This is a genomic window from Amycolatopsis solani (genome assembly GCF_033441515.1).
Lineage (GTDB): Bacteria > Actinomycetota > Actinomycetes > Mycobacteriales > Pseudonocardiaceae > Amycolatopsis > Amycolatopsis solani.
On sequence record NZ_JAWQJT010000002.1, the window covers coordinates 2,630,637 to 2,643,223 of the forward strand.

The 12,587-nt window shown below is 73.0% G+C and carries 11 protein-coding genes; 9 read left to right on the top strand and 2 right to left on the bottom strand.

Translation table 11 applies throughout. From position 1 onward, the window contains the following. Positions 1 to 16: 16 nt before the first annotated feature. From SD460_RS32585 to SD460_RS32595, 3 genes are read left to right on the top strand one after another with little or no spacing between them, the layout of a single operon-like run. Positions 17 to 688, top strand: a complete 672-nt coding sequence (locus tag SD460_RS32585; protein ID WP_290062314.1) for a response regulator transcription factor — start codon at positions 17 to 19, stop codon at positions 686 to 688. Continuing rightward, positions 685 to 1,929, top strand: a complete 1,245-nt coding sequence (locus tag SD460_RS32590; RefSeq protein ID WP_290062315.1) for a sensor histidine kinase — start codon at positions 685 to 687, stop codon at positions 1,927 to 1,929. Before SD460_RS32585 ends, SD460_RS32590 begins: the two co-directional genes overlap by 4 nt. A 12-nt stretch (positions 1,930 to 1,941) precedes the next feature. Then, the gene (locus tag SD460_RS32595; protein ID WP_318307184.1) at positions 1,942 to 3,795 is read left to right on the top strand and encodes a fibronectin type III domain-containing protein; all 1,854 of its coding nucleotides are present in this window, start codon (positions 1,942 to 1,944) and stop codon (positions 3,793 to 3,795) included. A gap of 23 nt (positions 3,796 to 3,818) precedes the next feature. Here SD460_RS32595 and SD460_RS32600 read toward each other — a convergent pair whose 3' ends face one another. Further along, positions 3,819 to 5,102, bottom strand: coding sequence for a serine/threonine protein kinase (locus tag SD460_RS32600; protein WP_318307185.1), 1,284 nt, complete (start codon positions 5,100 to 5,102; stop codon positions 3,819 to 3,821). A 127-nt stretch (positions 5,103 to 5,229) separates the two neighbouring features. On the opposite strand from SD460_RS32600, the gene SD460_RS32605 reads away from it, so the two are divergent. From SD460_RS32605 to SD460_RS32630, 6 genes are all read left to right on the top strand, one after another. Further along, positions 5,230 to 6,003, top strand: coding sequence for a hypothetical protein (locus SD460_RS32605; RefSeq protein ID WP_318307186.1), 774 nt, complete (start codon positions 5,230 to 5,232; stop codon positions 6,001 to 6,003). A gap of 4 nt (positions 6,004 to 6,007) precedes the next feature. Further along, positions 6,008 to 6,328 carry a hypothetical protein gene (locus tag SD460_RS32610; protein ID WP_290058280.1) on the top strand — a complete coding sequence of 107 codons (321 nt, stop codon included), beginning with the start codon at positions 6,008 to 6,010 and terminating at the stop codon, positions 6,326 to 6,328. 25 nt (positions 6,329 to 6,353) lie between these two features. Further along, positions 6,354 to 7,550 (top strand): NucA/NucB deoxyribonuclease domain-containing protein, encoded by a 1,197-nt coding sequence (locus SD460_RS32615; RefSeq protein ID WP_290058279.1) that lies wholly within the window; start codon positions 6,354 to 6,356, stop codon positions 7,548 to 7,550. 88 nt (positions 7,551 to 7,638) lie between these two features. Further along, complete coding sequence (locus SD460_RS32620) at positions 7,639 to 8,598, top strand: AAA family ATPase (RefSeq protein WP_290058278.1); 960 nt, start codon at positions 7,639 to 7,641, stop codon at positions 8,596 to 8,598. Positions 8,599 to 8,601: 3 nt separating this feature from the next. Next, positions 8,602 to 9,729: a DUF58 domain-containing protein gene (locus SD460_RS32625; protein WP_318307187.1), complete on the top strand. Its 1,128-nt coding sequence runs from the start codon at positions 8,602 to 8,604 to the stop codon at positions 9,727 to 9,729. Further along, a complete protein-coding gene (locus tag SD460_RS32630; RefSeq protein ID WP_290058276.1) occupies positions 9,729 to 11,927 on the top strand; it encodes a transglutaminase TgpA family protein in 2,199 nt (732 codons plus the stop codon). Before SD460_RS32625 ends, SD460_RS32630 begins: the two co-directional genes overlap by 1 nt. Here SD460_RS32630 and SD460_RS32635 read toward each other — a convergent pair. Then, positions 11,831 to 12,559: an AfsR/SARP family transcriptional regulator gene (locus tag SD460_RS32635; RefSeq protein ID WP_290058275.1), complete on the bottom strand. Its 729-nt coding sequence runs from the start codon at positions 12,557 to 12,559 to the stop codon at positions 11,831 to 11,833. The two genes, SD460_RS32630 and SD460_RS32635, sit on opposite strands and share 97 nt — an antisense overlap. Between the last annotated feature and the right edge of the window lie 28 nt (positions 12,560 to 12,587).

The window sequence follows — 12,587 nt, forward strand, 5'->3', positions numbered from 1 at the left end:
CCCGCACGAGGTTCCGATGACAGCCGCGCGCGTGCTGGTGGTGGAGGACGACGAGGACCTGCGGGTGGCGGTGACCACCGAGCTGGCCGCGTCCGGGCTGAAGGTCGGTCAGGCGGCCGACCTCGCCGGCGCGCACGCCGAACTGGCGGGCGAAGACTACGACTGCGCCGTCTTCGACCGCATGCTGCCCGACGGCGACTCGATCGGCTACGTCCACCAGCGCCGCCTCGAAGGTTGTGCGGTACCCGTGCTGTTCCTCACCGCCCGCGACAGCCTCGACGACCGGGTGGCCGGTTTCGACCACGGTGGCGACGACTACCTGGTGAAACCGTTCGCCGTGGCCGAGATGACCGCACGGGTGCACGCGCTGTGCCGCCGTTCCGGCTCGGGACGGCCGTCCGTGCTGCGGCACGACGACCTGGAAGTGGACTGCGCCCGCCGTGAGGTCCGCCGGGCCGGGACGCTGCTCACCCTGAGCGGCAAGGAGTTCGCCGTCCTCGAGTTCCTGCTGGCGCGGCCCGGGCGGGCGGTCGGTCGGGACGAGCTGATCGAGCACTGCTGGGACAGCCGGACCGATCCGATGTCCAATGTGGTCGACGTCGTCGTCCGGCGGCTGCGCCTGAAGCTGGGCGAACCCGAGGTGATCCACACCGTGCGCGGGCGCGGGTACCGGCTGGCCGCCCGATGAGGCGATCGGCGGCCGACCGGCTGCGCCGCCTGCGCCGGCTGCTCACCTGGCTGTTCACCGGGCTCAACGCGGCAGGCCTCATCGTGTTCGCCTGGCTCGCGGTCCAGGCCGACGCACAGCAGCGCGAGCTGCGCCTGGACGGCCGGACCAGTCGGGTCACCGCGGCGGTCACCCGGCTGGTCAAAGAAGGCGACGGGGTCGTGACCGGGCTGGTCGGCCAGGACCCGGTGAGCACCCAGTGCCCCCAGTTCGCGGTCCTGTCCGCCGGCGCGGGCCGGTTCGCGGACTTCACCAGCACGGGGACGTGCGTCCCCGTGGACCTCGTGAAGCTGCGTGCCTGGGCCAACCAGGCGGTCCGCAGCGAAGCCGTCCTCGACGGCTACGGCAGCGGTACCGGCGGGGAGCTGGTCAGGATCGGCGCGGAACCGTTCCGCAACACCGCCGGCCAGTACGTCGGCGCGGTGGTCGTCGTCGCCGACGCCCGGGACGAGGAGGCAGGCCACGACCGGCTGGTCGTGTTCGTCGTCGGTGGTTGCGTGCTGCTCGTCGTGGTGCTGGCCGTCGCGGGGCACGTCCTGTCCGGACGGGCGATCCGCCCCGCGACGGCCGCGCTGGAACAGCAGGAGGTCCTGCTCGCGGAGACCGCGCACGACCTGCGCACGCCGGTGGCGGCGCTGCGCGCGCTGGCCGAGACGGCCTTGCGCAACCCGGCCGACCGCGCCGACCTGCTGCCGCGCACGGTCCGGCTGGCCGGCCGGATGGGCACCATCATCGACGGCCTGCTCGTGCGTGCCCGGCTCGCGGCGGGGGTCGAGTCACTGGCCATCCAGCCGGTCTGGCTCGACCAGCTGGTCACCGGCGTGGTCGACGAGACGCCGCAGGAAGACGCCCAGGTGACGGTGACGGCGGCACCGACGAAGGTGCTCGCCGACCCCGCGCTGGTCCAGCGGGCCATCGGCAATCTGCTGGACAACGCGATCCGCCACGGGCGGCGTCCCGAGTCCGAGGCGATCGTGCACATCACCGTCGCGGGCGGCCGGGTGACGGTGGCGGACCACGGTCCCGGCATCGACGCGGCGGTCGCCGAGGAGACGTTCGACCGGTTCACCAGCGGTGCCGGGTCGAGCGGGCTCGGCCTGTCCATCGTCCGATGGGTCGCCCAGGCCCACGGCGGCGTCCTGCGCGTGTACAACGCGGAAGAGGGCGGCGCGATCTTCGAACTCAGCTTCCCGGAGGCGTGAATGTCACGTTCGATGCGAACCCGAGCAGGGAACGTGTTCGCCAAGGCACGCCGCCGGTTCCCGCTGACGGCGCTCGTCAGCGTCTGCGCGGTGTTCATCGGGGTGGCCGTGTCCGGGGGTGCTTCGCCGTTGCCCGGGCTGGAGCTCGCGCAGGCCGGGCATTGGATCGCCAGCCCGGCCCTCGATCTCGTGCTGTTCGTCAACGGTTCGGCCAAGAGCGTGGACGCCCAGGTGCCCGTGGCCGGCCTCGAACCGGGCAGTCAGGTGGTGCAGGGCCCGACCAGCGGGTACGTGATCGGCAAGTCCGCGATCGTCCGGTTCGGCAAGTCCGACCTGTCGGTCGACGGCACGCTGACCCCGCCGTCGGGCGAGTGGCCGGCGCTCGTGGAGGCCTCCGGCGGTCCTTACCTGGTGTACCGGGAAGCCGGCCAGGTGGTCCGCCTCGGCAGCGGGCTCACCGCGTTGCCCGCGGGCGGTCCGGTCGGTGCTCCGGTCGCCACCCCCGACGGCACGCTCTGGCTCAACCGCCTCGATTCCGGCGCGCTGTGCCGGCTGGCGAAGGATTCCGGCACGGTGGCCTGCCGGGATGACCTCGGCGCGGGGCACACCGGCGGGCTCAGCATCGCGGGTGACCGCGCGGTGTTCGTCGACACGACGACCGACACGATCCGGCGGGTGTCCGGGGACGAGCCGGGTGAACCGGTGGCGATCGGGAAGGACCTTTCGCCCGCGGCGCAGATCGCTCCCGCCGACGCCGACGGCCGGATCGCCGTGCTGGACCGGGAAAAGCGGCAGCTGTCCCTGCTCGACGCCGGCGTGCTCGACGCCGGGCGCGCGCCGGCCCAGCCGATCGACGTCGCTCTGCCCGACGGTGTCTACTCGAACCCGACGGCGAGTGCGTCCTCGGTCGTGCTCCTCGATCTGACCCGCCACACCGTGCTCACCTACGGCGCGGACGGCACCCGGCGGCAGGCGACGGCGATCCCGCCGGAGTCGGGCACCCCGCAACTGGTGCGCGGCGACGACAAGCGTGTCTACGTCGACGGCGGGGAAGGCAAACACGTCCTGGTCGTCGACCCGGACGGCAAGGTCAGCCAGGTGCCGGTCACCGCGGAGAAGGCGCCGGTTCCGGCGACCTCGCCGCAGCCGCCTACCCAGCAACCGCCGGCGCAGCAACCGCCGGTTCAGCCCGACGTGCGGGCGGACGGCCCGAAGCAGCCTCCGCCGGTGCGCAAGACCGATCCTCCGGTGACGCAGCAGCAGAAACCCATTCCGCCGAGCCCGCCGGGCATCCCGGCCCGGCTGGTCGCGCGGTTGCAGGGCGGTGACGCGCACGTCACCTGGGGCGCGGCGGCCGACAACCGGGCCGCGGTCACGGCGTACCACGTGACGTGGCAGCCGTCGTCCGGCGCCGGAGCGGGGGCCGCCGATCTGCCGGGCACCGCACGGTCGACGGTGATCCGCGGGCTGCGCGCGGGGATCACCTACACGGTCACCGTGGTCGCGGAAAACAGTGCCGGGCGGGGGACTCCGGCGACGGCGAAGGTGACGGGCCCGGCGATCCCGAAGCCGGCGATCACCGTGACCCGGGGGAAGACGGGGACCTACGAGCCGGATCCCTCGGAGTGTTCGGCACCGGACTGCGCCAAGATGCACGTGGTGGTGAAGGGTTTCGCGCCCAACACCGAATACCACTTCACCCCGCACTGCGGATGTACCTACTCGAACGAGGGCCGTTCGTTCACCACCGACGCGAACGGCGCTGTCACCTTCGAAGCGTTCGACTTCGGCGCGGTCGGCAAGCAGGTCTGGGTCACCTCGGACAACGGCGTCTCGTCCGCGAGGTACACCTGGCCGCCGGACTGAGCCGGGCGCGCGCGGCCCGGCGCCTACTGCTTGCAGCGCGCGTCGCGGATGCCCTGCGGTCCACTTTGGACCGTTGTCGGGCCGTCGGTGCCCTGGACGACGAAGCAGTACTTCAGTGACGGCTCCACGGTCACGCGGTGACTCGTCTCGCGTCGCACGTACTCGACGTGGTTCGGCCTGCCCTCCGGGGCGACGACGACGGCGTAGTCGAGGCCGGGTGTGCTGCTGCGCCAGCTGAGGTCCACATAGGTGTCGTGGTCGGCGGGCGTCGCGAGTTCGACCTGCGCGGCCACCGGCGGCGCCTTCGCGGGCACCGGGGCCGGGGGCACGCTCAGTTCCTCGGGCCGGTTCGTCAAGGCGGCCACCGCGACGACGGCGAGCGCGGCCGCGACCGCGACGGCCGCGACGGTCAGCACGGTGCGGCGCTTCCGAGGCGCGGCGGTCGCGGGCCCGTACTCGGCCACCAGCTCGCGGGGCGGGCGTGGCGGGAACACGACTTCGCTCGGCACGGGGTCCCCGGGGCCGGTCAGCGCGCCCAACCGGGTGAGGACGAGGGCGGCGTCGATCGGCCGGGCAGCCGGATTTCCGGCGAGCAGCGAGGAAACGAGAGCAGCGAGGCCGGCGGGGAGGCCGGGCCGGTCCAGCGGGGGAACGTCGCCGCCGAGGACCCGCAGGGTCACCGCGTCCGCGGGCTCACCGGGGCGGCTCTCGTGCGGCGGCCGTCCCGACAGCGCGAGGTACAGGACCGCGCCGAGGCCGTGGAGATCGGTGCGTTCGTCGAGGGTTCCGTCGCGCACGGTTTCGGGCGCGAGGTGTTCGACGCCGCGTTCGAGGTCGCGGGGAAAGGCTTGGCGCAGGGTCAAACCGAAGTCGGCCAGCACCGGGGCGCCGGTTTGCCGGAAGAGCACGTTGCCCGGCGTGACACCGCCGTGGACGAGCCCGGCTTGGTGCGCCTCCGCGAGCGTCGAGGCGAGGGCTTCGCCGAGCGCCAGTGCGTCGGCGATCGACAGCGGCCCGAACGCGGAGACCAGTTCCGGCAACGACTGCGCACAGAGCTCCATCCGGATTCCGCACCGGCCGTCGGCGAGTTCCCGGACCTCGTCCGGCACGAGCGCGGTCCCCAGCTCGCGCAACCCGGCGAGTGCGCGCAGTTCCTCGTCGAGTTCGGCGCGGGTCCGGCGGTCCAGCTTTCCCGGGTACACCTTGAGCGCGAACGCCTCCCCGGTCGTGCCGTCCACCCCCGCCAGCACCCGCGCGACCGGGCCTTCGCCGAGCGGCACCAGTTCGCCGTGCTCCGTGTCCACCATGGTCCCATTCTAGGAACATTTTCCTCCGTAGCACGAATGTATCGCGGCTGAACTCGTGCTGGACCTCCTGCGGCCATTGTGGTTCCGGTGGCGGCGACCGGTCGCCGATGACCAGCGAGGTGAGGGAATGAAGCGGAATCTCAAGCGCGCCGCCGTTTACGGGGTGGCGGGGCTCGCCACCGCGGCGATCGGGGCATCGACGGCGAGCGCGCTCGGCGACGACGGCCGGGAAAGCCAGGACGTGAAGCCCGCTCAGGCGGCTCCGCTCCCGAAGCAAGCTGTTCCGCCCGCCGCCGCGGCCCAGCAGGGCAAGCTCGCCCAGCCGCAGCACACGGTCGACGGGCCGGCGAAGCCGCGGCCGCAGCAGCTGGTGCCGGCGGCGGCGCACCGTCCGGCGGTGGCGGCGGCCCGGCCGGTCCTGCCGAAGCAGCAGCCCGCGAAACACGCCAAGACGGCACCGCGGACCCGTTCGTCGGCGGTGCAGAAGAAGGTCGACGCGTCGACCACGCGCTACGTCGTGCGAGCCGCGGTCCAGACCGCCACGCCGGTCGTCGAGCGTCACGACGTCCGGCAGATCGACGAAGCCGTCAAGACCGTCGGCGTCGCGCACCAGGCCGTCCGGGACGCGGAGAAGAAGTTCGACGAGGCGGGCAAGGCACTGGTCAAGGCCAGGGACACGCTCGGCAAGGCCGAGACGGACCTCAAGAAACTCCGCACCGGCGCCAAGACCGGGAAGAAGCCGTGCGACGACGGGCCCGCGCGGGAGACCAAGCACGTGAAGCGGACGCACAGCAAGCACGACGGGGTGGTCACGAAGACCGCGTCCGCCTCGTCCGGCGGCGTGTCGTCGACCTCGACCGCGACGTCGACCAACGGCACCGTCTCCGCGGACGCGTGGTGAGGCCGTGACCACGGCCGACTACATCGTGATCCCGGGCCACGTGTGGTTCGGGCAGAAGGCGCCGGTTCCGGAGCGGGAGCACAGCGAGGAAGCCACCGAGACCTATTACCTGCCACCGCTCGAGCCGAGGCCACCGCTCAGCCTCGGCGCGGTGACGGGAATCGGCGGCGTGTCGGGCTCACTCGTGTTCGGCGTCGTCGCCGGCGTGCTCGCCACGTCGCCACTCGGTCTGGTCATCGGCGTCGCCGCGGGTGTTTTCGGCGGCCTGATGGGCAGCTCGCTGGCGGAGGAAATGCACGATCGTTCCACGACAGCGCGGGAATAGCAGCAGACGAGGGGAGAGGTCGTCGATGACGAGGGACAAGGCAATCAGGGGTGTGGTCGCGGCCGGCCTCGGGGTGGGGGCCGCCGCGCTGTTCGGAGTGCTGGGGGCGCAGTCGGCGGAGGCCGCACCGGCTCCGCCGCCGCCGCGTCCCAGTACGCCCGCGGAGATCGCGAAACAGGACGCCGCGGACAAGCGGACGGCCCAACGGCCGAAGGTGAACTCACCCGCGGAGAACCTGAAGCAGGACGCGGACGACAAGCGCAAGGCGGCCGACTCCCCGAGCACGCAGGAACAACGGGCCCAGGGGCGGAAGAAGGCGGAGCAGCAGGATTCCGAGTCGAGGAAGGCTGCCGAGCACAAGGAGAACTCGTCCGAGGACGATCGGAAGCAGGACGCGGACGACAAGCGCACGGCCGCTGACGCCGGGTCTCCGGAGAGGCAGCGAGAACGCGCGACGGGCAAGCATGCGGCGAAGGTCGAAGCCGATCGACGCGAACAGGACAGGAAGAACGCCGAGGCGCCCGAAGCCGACCCGATCAGGGCCTGCGGAGGCTGGCCATCGGACGTGACTCCGGGAAGTGAAACTTCGGTCCAATGTGGAGACGCTGTCGCGGAGAACCCCAAGCCCCTCAGCGACATCGCCCACGGCGCTCTCGAAGGGTGGAGTTACGCCCCAGTCGTGGGACAAGCCGCCGAGGGCGCCAACGCGGTCCTCTACGGAGTCGAAGGAAACTGGGAGGAGGCCACGGCGCACATCCCGGTCGCCGGCAAGCCGATGAGGGCCGTCCGAGCCGCCGCCGTGCCTGCGAAACCGAAACCGAAATCGAAGGCGGCGGCGGGGCGGCCGAAGGTCAATCTCAAGCGCACCGTGATCGACGGCACCGCACACCCGGAGTCCGCCCAGCACATCATCGACAACCTCAAGCCCAACGCGAAGGGAAAGTACCGGTACGACGCAACAGTGGACCGGCCGGGAGCGAAGGCCCGCCGCAAGGCGTCGCTGCGTGGTGTCCCTCGCAAGCCGCTCAAACACCGCGACGAGTGGCCTCAGGCGGTGTTCGAGGAAGGCGGCGAGGGGGCGAGCGTCCGGCACATCTCCCCCAGGGACAACCAGGGTTCGGGCGCTGCCCTGGGCAACCACCTGCGCGGCAACAAGGCGGGGGACTACCGGATCGAAGACGGCACCAGGATCCGGGTCTTCGTCAGGCCGCCCAGGCCGTAGCAGTTCATCGGCTGACGAGCCGTCGGGACCGGTCCCCGGAGGTCGCGGCTACGGTCGGCCGGATGCGACAGAGATGAGGTCGGGAACCATGGGTGAGGCGAAGGCCGGCGAGGTCTACGCACTGATCGCGCGGAACGTCCAGGGGGTGATCCGCGGCAAGCCGGAAGTGGTCCGGCTCGCCGTCGCCGCGCTGTTCGCCGAAGGGCACCTGCTGATCGAGGACGTCCCCGGCCTCGGCAAGACGACGCTCGCGCGGTGCCTGGCCCGCAGCATCGGGGGCAGCTGGAGCCGGATCCAGTTCACCCCGGACCTGCTGCCCGGCGACATCACCGGCGTGACCGTCTACCACCAGAAGGACGAGCGGTTCGCCTTCCACCCCGGTGGGGTGTTCTCGAACGTCGTCGTGGCCGACGAAATCAACCGCGGTACCCCCAAAACCCAGTCGGCGCTGCTGGAGGTGATGTCCGAGCGGCGGGTCACCGCCGACGCCGTTTCCCACGACGTCCCGCGGCCCTTCCTCGTCGTCGCCACGCAGAACCCGATCGAGATGGAGGGCACCTACCGGCTGCCCGAGGCTCAGCTCGACCGGTTCCTGATGCGCCTGTCCGTCGGTTACCCGGACGTCGACGCCGAGGTCATGGTGATCATGAGCGACTGCGCCGGCGTGTCACCCGACGACCTCCCGGCCGTGGTCGACGTCCCGACGCTGCTGGACGTCATCGCCGAGGTCCGTGCTGCACACCTCGACCGGGCGGTCGTCGAGTACGCCGCACGGCTCGCCGGCGCGACCCGCGAACACGCGGCGGTGCGGTTCGGCGTGAGCCCGCGCGGGAGCATCGCGCTGGTGCGCGCCGCCCAGGCCATGGCCGCGACCGAAGGCCGCGGGTTCGTCACGCCGGACGACCTCAAGGACGTGGCCGTGCCGGTCTTCGCGCACCGGCTGGTGCTCACCGCCGAGGCCGAGCTCGGCCGGGTCGGCGCCGCCGACGTCGTGGCCGAGGTCCTGGCCACGACGCCGGCTCCGGCGATGAACCACGCGGGCCGCTGACCCATGCGGCTGACCCCGCGCGGCGTCGCCGTCCTCGTGGTGTCCGTGGTGCTGGTCGCCGCGGCCGAGTGGGCGGGGTACCCGCTGTTGCGCGTGCTCGGCGCGATCGGCCTCGGCGCCCTGCCGGCCGCCGTCGCCGTGACCGCCCGCGCCCCGCGCGTGGCGGTGTCCCGGGTCGTCTACCCGGACCGCGTCGAGCGAGGCCGCCCGGCCCTGGCGAAGCTGCGGGTCCGCAATGTCGCCGGCCGGCCGCAGCCCGGCCTGTCCGCGTGGGACCACGCCGGCGGGAAGACCCGGACGGTCCAGGTGCGGGCACTGTCCGAGGGGGCGGAAGCGACGTACCGGTACGAGCTTCCGACCGGGACCCGCGGGCCGATGACCGTCGGGCCGCTGACGCTGCAGCGTGGCGATCCCTTCGGCCTCGCCCGCAACCGGCATCCGGCGGGCGGGACCGTCACGTTGTGGGTGCACCCGCGCACGTACCCGGCGCGCGCCCTGATCGGCGGCTTCCCCCGGCACCACCACGACGGCGCCACCACCGACGACTCGTTGCGGGGCTCGCTCGACCTGCGCGACGTCCGCGAGTACCAGCCCGGTGACGAAATCCGGCACCTGCACTGGAAAGCGACCGCCCGGACCGGCCGGCTGATGGTCCGCGACTACGCCGACCCGGAGCAGCCGCGCTTCACCCTGCTGCTCGACACCCGCGGCGACGTGCTGCCGCCGGCCGGTTTCGAGGAGGCCGTCGATCTCGCGGCCTCGCTGCTCGCCGCGTCCGCCACCGCCGGGCACCACAGCAGGTTGGTCACTTCGGGCGGCGTCGACCTCGCGACCGCCGGCGGCCCGCTCGCGGTCCGGCAGCTGCTCGACGAGCTGTGCCGGGTACGCCAGGACTCCGGTGCCGGGCAGGCGCTGGTGCCGGCGGCTTTGTCTGCCGCCGCGCACCAGGGCGGCTGCCTGACGGTCGTGACGTCGGGAGCGGGAAGTCTCGCTGGGCTGCGCGCGCGATATTCGGCTTTGTTCGTCCTGAACCTGGCTTCCGGCGGCGTCCCGCCGGTGATCCCGGGCGCACGCGTGCTCAGCGCCGACAGCGCGGCGAACGCCGTGCGCCGGTGGAACGAGGTGGTGTGATGCCCGGCCGGTCGAGCGCGTTGTGCGTGCTGCTCGCCGCCGTCGCGGGCCTGTTCTTCGCGCCGATGTTCGGGCTGACGGCGTTGCTCGCCCCGATCCTGGTCCCCGCGGTGGTGCTGGCCGGCGTCGATCGCCTGTGCGCGCGTACCGAGGTGCTCGCCGCGTGGCGCCCCCTGCTGCTCCTCGTGGCGGGACTGGCCGCCGTCGTCGAGACCGTGCTCTACCCGACGACGGCGGCCGGGCTGCCGACCGGCGAGACGTTCGCGGCGCTGGCGTCCGGGATCACCGAGTCGTGGCAGCGGACCCTGCAGTCGACCTGGCCGGCGCGGCCGTCGCCGGACCAGCTGCTGTTCGTCCCGTTGCTGACCCTGACGGCCGGGGTGCTCGGCATCGAACTGGTGCGGCGTTCCCGGAAGCCGGTGGTGGCGCTGATCCCGAGTCTCGCGGTGGTCGTCGTGAGCCAGCTCTACGGTGCGCTCGCGGGACTCGCGGCCGTGGCCGCCGGGCTGGGTTACGCGGCTGTCGCGGGTGCGTTGTTCGCCGTGAACCCTTCGGGCGGGGAAAAGGCGGCGAGCCGGGGAGTGCCGTCGTTCGCGTCGGCCGTGCCGGTGGTGCTGCTCGGTCTCGCCGCGGCGGTTGCGGCGGGATTGCTGCTCCCCGGTCCGGGCCGGGCGTATTCGCTGAAGCAGGACCAGCCGGCGCAGGTGAGCGGGCGCGTGGCCGGGCCGTTGGACGACATCGCCAACCGGCTCGAGCACCCCGGCGTTCCGATGTTTTCCGTCCGCGGCGACGCGCGTCCCGACCGGTGGCCGGTGGTCGTGCTCGACACCTTCGACGGAGTCAACTGGACGCCGGGCGGCCACTACCGGCGGCTCGGTGCGGAGTTGCCGCCGAGCGCGTCGGTGAGCGTGCCTTCGCGGCAGCGGACGGCGACGATCCGGCTCGACGGTCTCGGCGGGCCGTGGCTGCCCAGCCAGACCTGGCCCGCCGCCGTCAGCGGAGCCGACCCGCTGGTCGAGGAGTCGCAGGGCTCGCTGTGGCTGCCGCGCCCCACGGGCGAGTACCGGCTGAGCTGGTGGGAACCGCAGGTCCCGGCCGCGGACCTCGCGTCCGCCGCGATCGACCAGCGGGCGCCGGGCGGGCTCGGCGCGATCGGCGAGGTACCCGCGGACGTCGAGGCGGTGGCGCGTACCGCCGTCGGCGGCTTGAGCCCGAGCTTCCGGGCGGCGCTGGCGCTCGAGCGGTTCCTCCGCGAGGGCTACCGCACGGCCGCGGGGCCCGGCCTGCCGAGCGGCCACGCCTGGCCACAGCTGCGGAAGTTCCTGTTCGAGACCCGGCGTGGGACCAGTGAGCAGTTCGCGGCCGCGTACGTCGCGCTCGCCCGGATCGTCGGCATCCCGGCCCGCCTGGTCGTCGGCTTCCGCAGCCCGGCCACCCCGGACGCCGGCGGCGGCTACACCGTCCGCAACGGTGACGTCATGGCCTGGCCCGAGGTGGCGGTCGCCGGCGCCGGCTGGGTGCCGCTGGATCCGGCCGGGGCCACTCGGCTCGGCGGCCCGGCCGGTCTCTCCGGCGCCACCGCCCAGGCACGTGCCCAGCTGCCGCCGGCGACGCAGTTGCACGACGCACCGGTCGCGCCGGTCAAGGGCACCGGCGGCGCGGGTGCCGCGGATCGCTCGTTCCCGGTGCTCTGGCTCCTCGCCGGGCTTGCGGCGCTGGTGCCGGCCGGGCTCATGGGGGTTCCGCTGGCCAAGTTCGTCCGGTCACGGCGGCGACGGCGCCGGGCGGGTGTGGGCGCGGTGCTCGGCGCGTGGCTCGAGGTCCGAGACCACCTCCGTGACCACGGTGTCCCGTGGACGGCCGGGATGACGGCTCGCGACCTGGCCGCGGCCGCCCACGGTGTCGGTTATCCGTCCATAGCGGACGGAATACGCGCGCTGGGCGTCACCGTGGACCAAGTCCTGTGGTCGGGCGCCGCTCCCGGCCCGCAAGCGGGTCACCAGGCCTGGGCCGCGGTCGCGACGGTCCGGCGCGGCCTGGCCGGTCGCGGACTGCGCCGCCTGCGCGCGGCCCTCGACCCCCGCACGCTCCTGACCGGGGTTCAGGCCCGCTCCAGGACCATGCGGTGTGCCCCGGCGAGCTCGGCACCCGGCTCGATGCCGAGGTCACGCACGATCGCCGAGCGCGCGCGGCGGTAGGTGGCGAGCGCGGCGCCGCGTCGTCCGGTCTCGTGCAGCACCGTCACCAGCCGCGCCCAGACGTTCTCGCGCAGCGGGTCATCGCAGGTCATGGCGCTGAGCAGCCCGATGGCGTCGGCGGACCGGCCGAGCGCGCGGTAGGACTCGGCCAGCAGTTCCCGCAGCTCCCAGCGCACTTCGTCGAGCCGCGCGGTCTCCGGCGCCCGGACTTCCCCGGCCAGATCCTGGAACGGCGTGCCACGCCAGAGGGCGAGCGTCTCGGTGAGCAGCTTGACGGCGCGCCCGGGCTCGTCGTGAGCGAGGGCGATCCGCGCGTCGACGGTGCTCTCGGCGACGTGGTCGGCATCGACCTCGGCGAGGCCGGTGCGAATCCGGTACGCGCCCGCGTGGCTGTCGATGCGGGCTTCGGGCAGCGCGTGGCGCATGCCGCAGACGTAGGACTTCACATTGCCCGACGCCGACGCCGGCACGGTCCGGTCGTGCCACAGCACGTCGATCAGGCGGTCCATGCTGACCCAGGTGTTGCGGTGCAGCAGCAGCGTGGCCAGCAACTTCGTCGGCTTACCCGGCTTGATCCGGAGCAGGGCGCCGTTCGAGCGAACCTCGATCGGGCCGAGAACGTGGAAGTGCATTTGCGACACCTTCGCTCTATCCGTGGTT

What these genes read in the sequence shown, in the direction of transcription:
- SD460_RS32605 (WP_318307186.1), top strand. Translation starts at nt 5,230, where the DNA reads ATGAAGCGGAATCTCAAGCGCGCCGCCGTTTACGGGGTGGCGGGGCTC.
- SD460_RS32635 (WP_290058275.1), bottom strand. Translation starts at nt 12,559, where the DNA reads ATGCACTTCCACGTTCTCGGCCCGATCGAGGTTCGCTCGAACGGCGCC.
- SD460_RS32615 (WP_290058279.1), top strand. Translation starts at nt 6,354, where the DNA reads ATGACGAGGGACAAGGCAATCAGGGGTGTGGTCGCGGCCGGCCTCGGG.
- SD460_RS32620 (WP_290058278.1), top strand. Translation starts at nt 7,639, where the DNA reads ATGGGTGAGGCGAAGGCCGGCGAGGTCTACGCACTGATCGCGCGGAAC.
- SD460_RS32595 (WP_318307184.1), top strand. Translation starts at nt 1,942, where the DNA reads ATGCGAACCCGAGCAGGGAACGTGTTCGCCAAGGCACGCCGCCGGTTC.
- SD460_RS32590 (WP_290062315.1), top strand. Translation starts at nt 685, where the DNA reads ATGAGGCGATCGGCGGCCGACCGGCTGCGCCGCCTGCGCCGGCTGCTC.
- SD460_RS32630 (WP_290058276.1), top strand. Translation starts at nt 9,729, where the DNA reads ATGCCCGGCCGGTCGAGCGCGTTGTGCGTGCTGCTCGCCGCCGTCGCG.
- SD460_RS32625 (WP_318307187.1), top strand. Translation starts at nt 8,602, where the DNA reads ATGCGGCTGACCCCGCGCGGCGTCGCCGTCCTCGTGGTGTCCGTGGTG.
- SD460_RS32585 (WP_290062314.1), top strand. Translation starts at nt 17, where the DNA reads ATGACAGCCGCGCGCGTGCTGGTGGTGGAGGACGACGAGGACCTGCGG.
- SD460_RS32600 (WP_318307185.1), bottom strand. Translation starts at nt 5,102, where the DNA reads ATGGTGGACACGGAGCACGGCGAACTGGTGCCGCTCGGCGAAGGCCCG.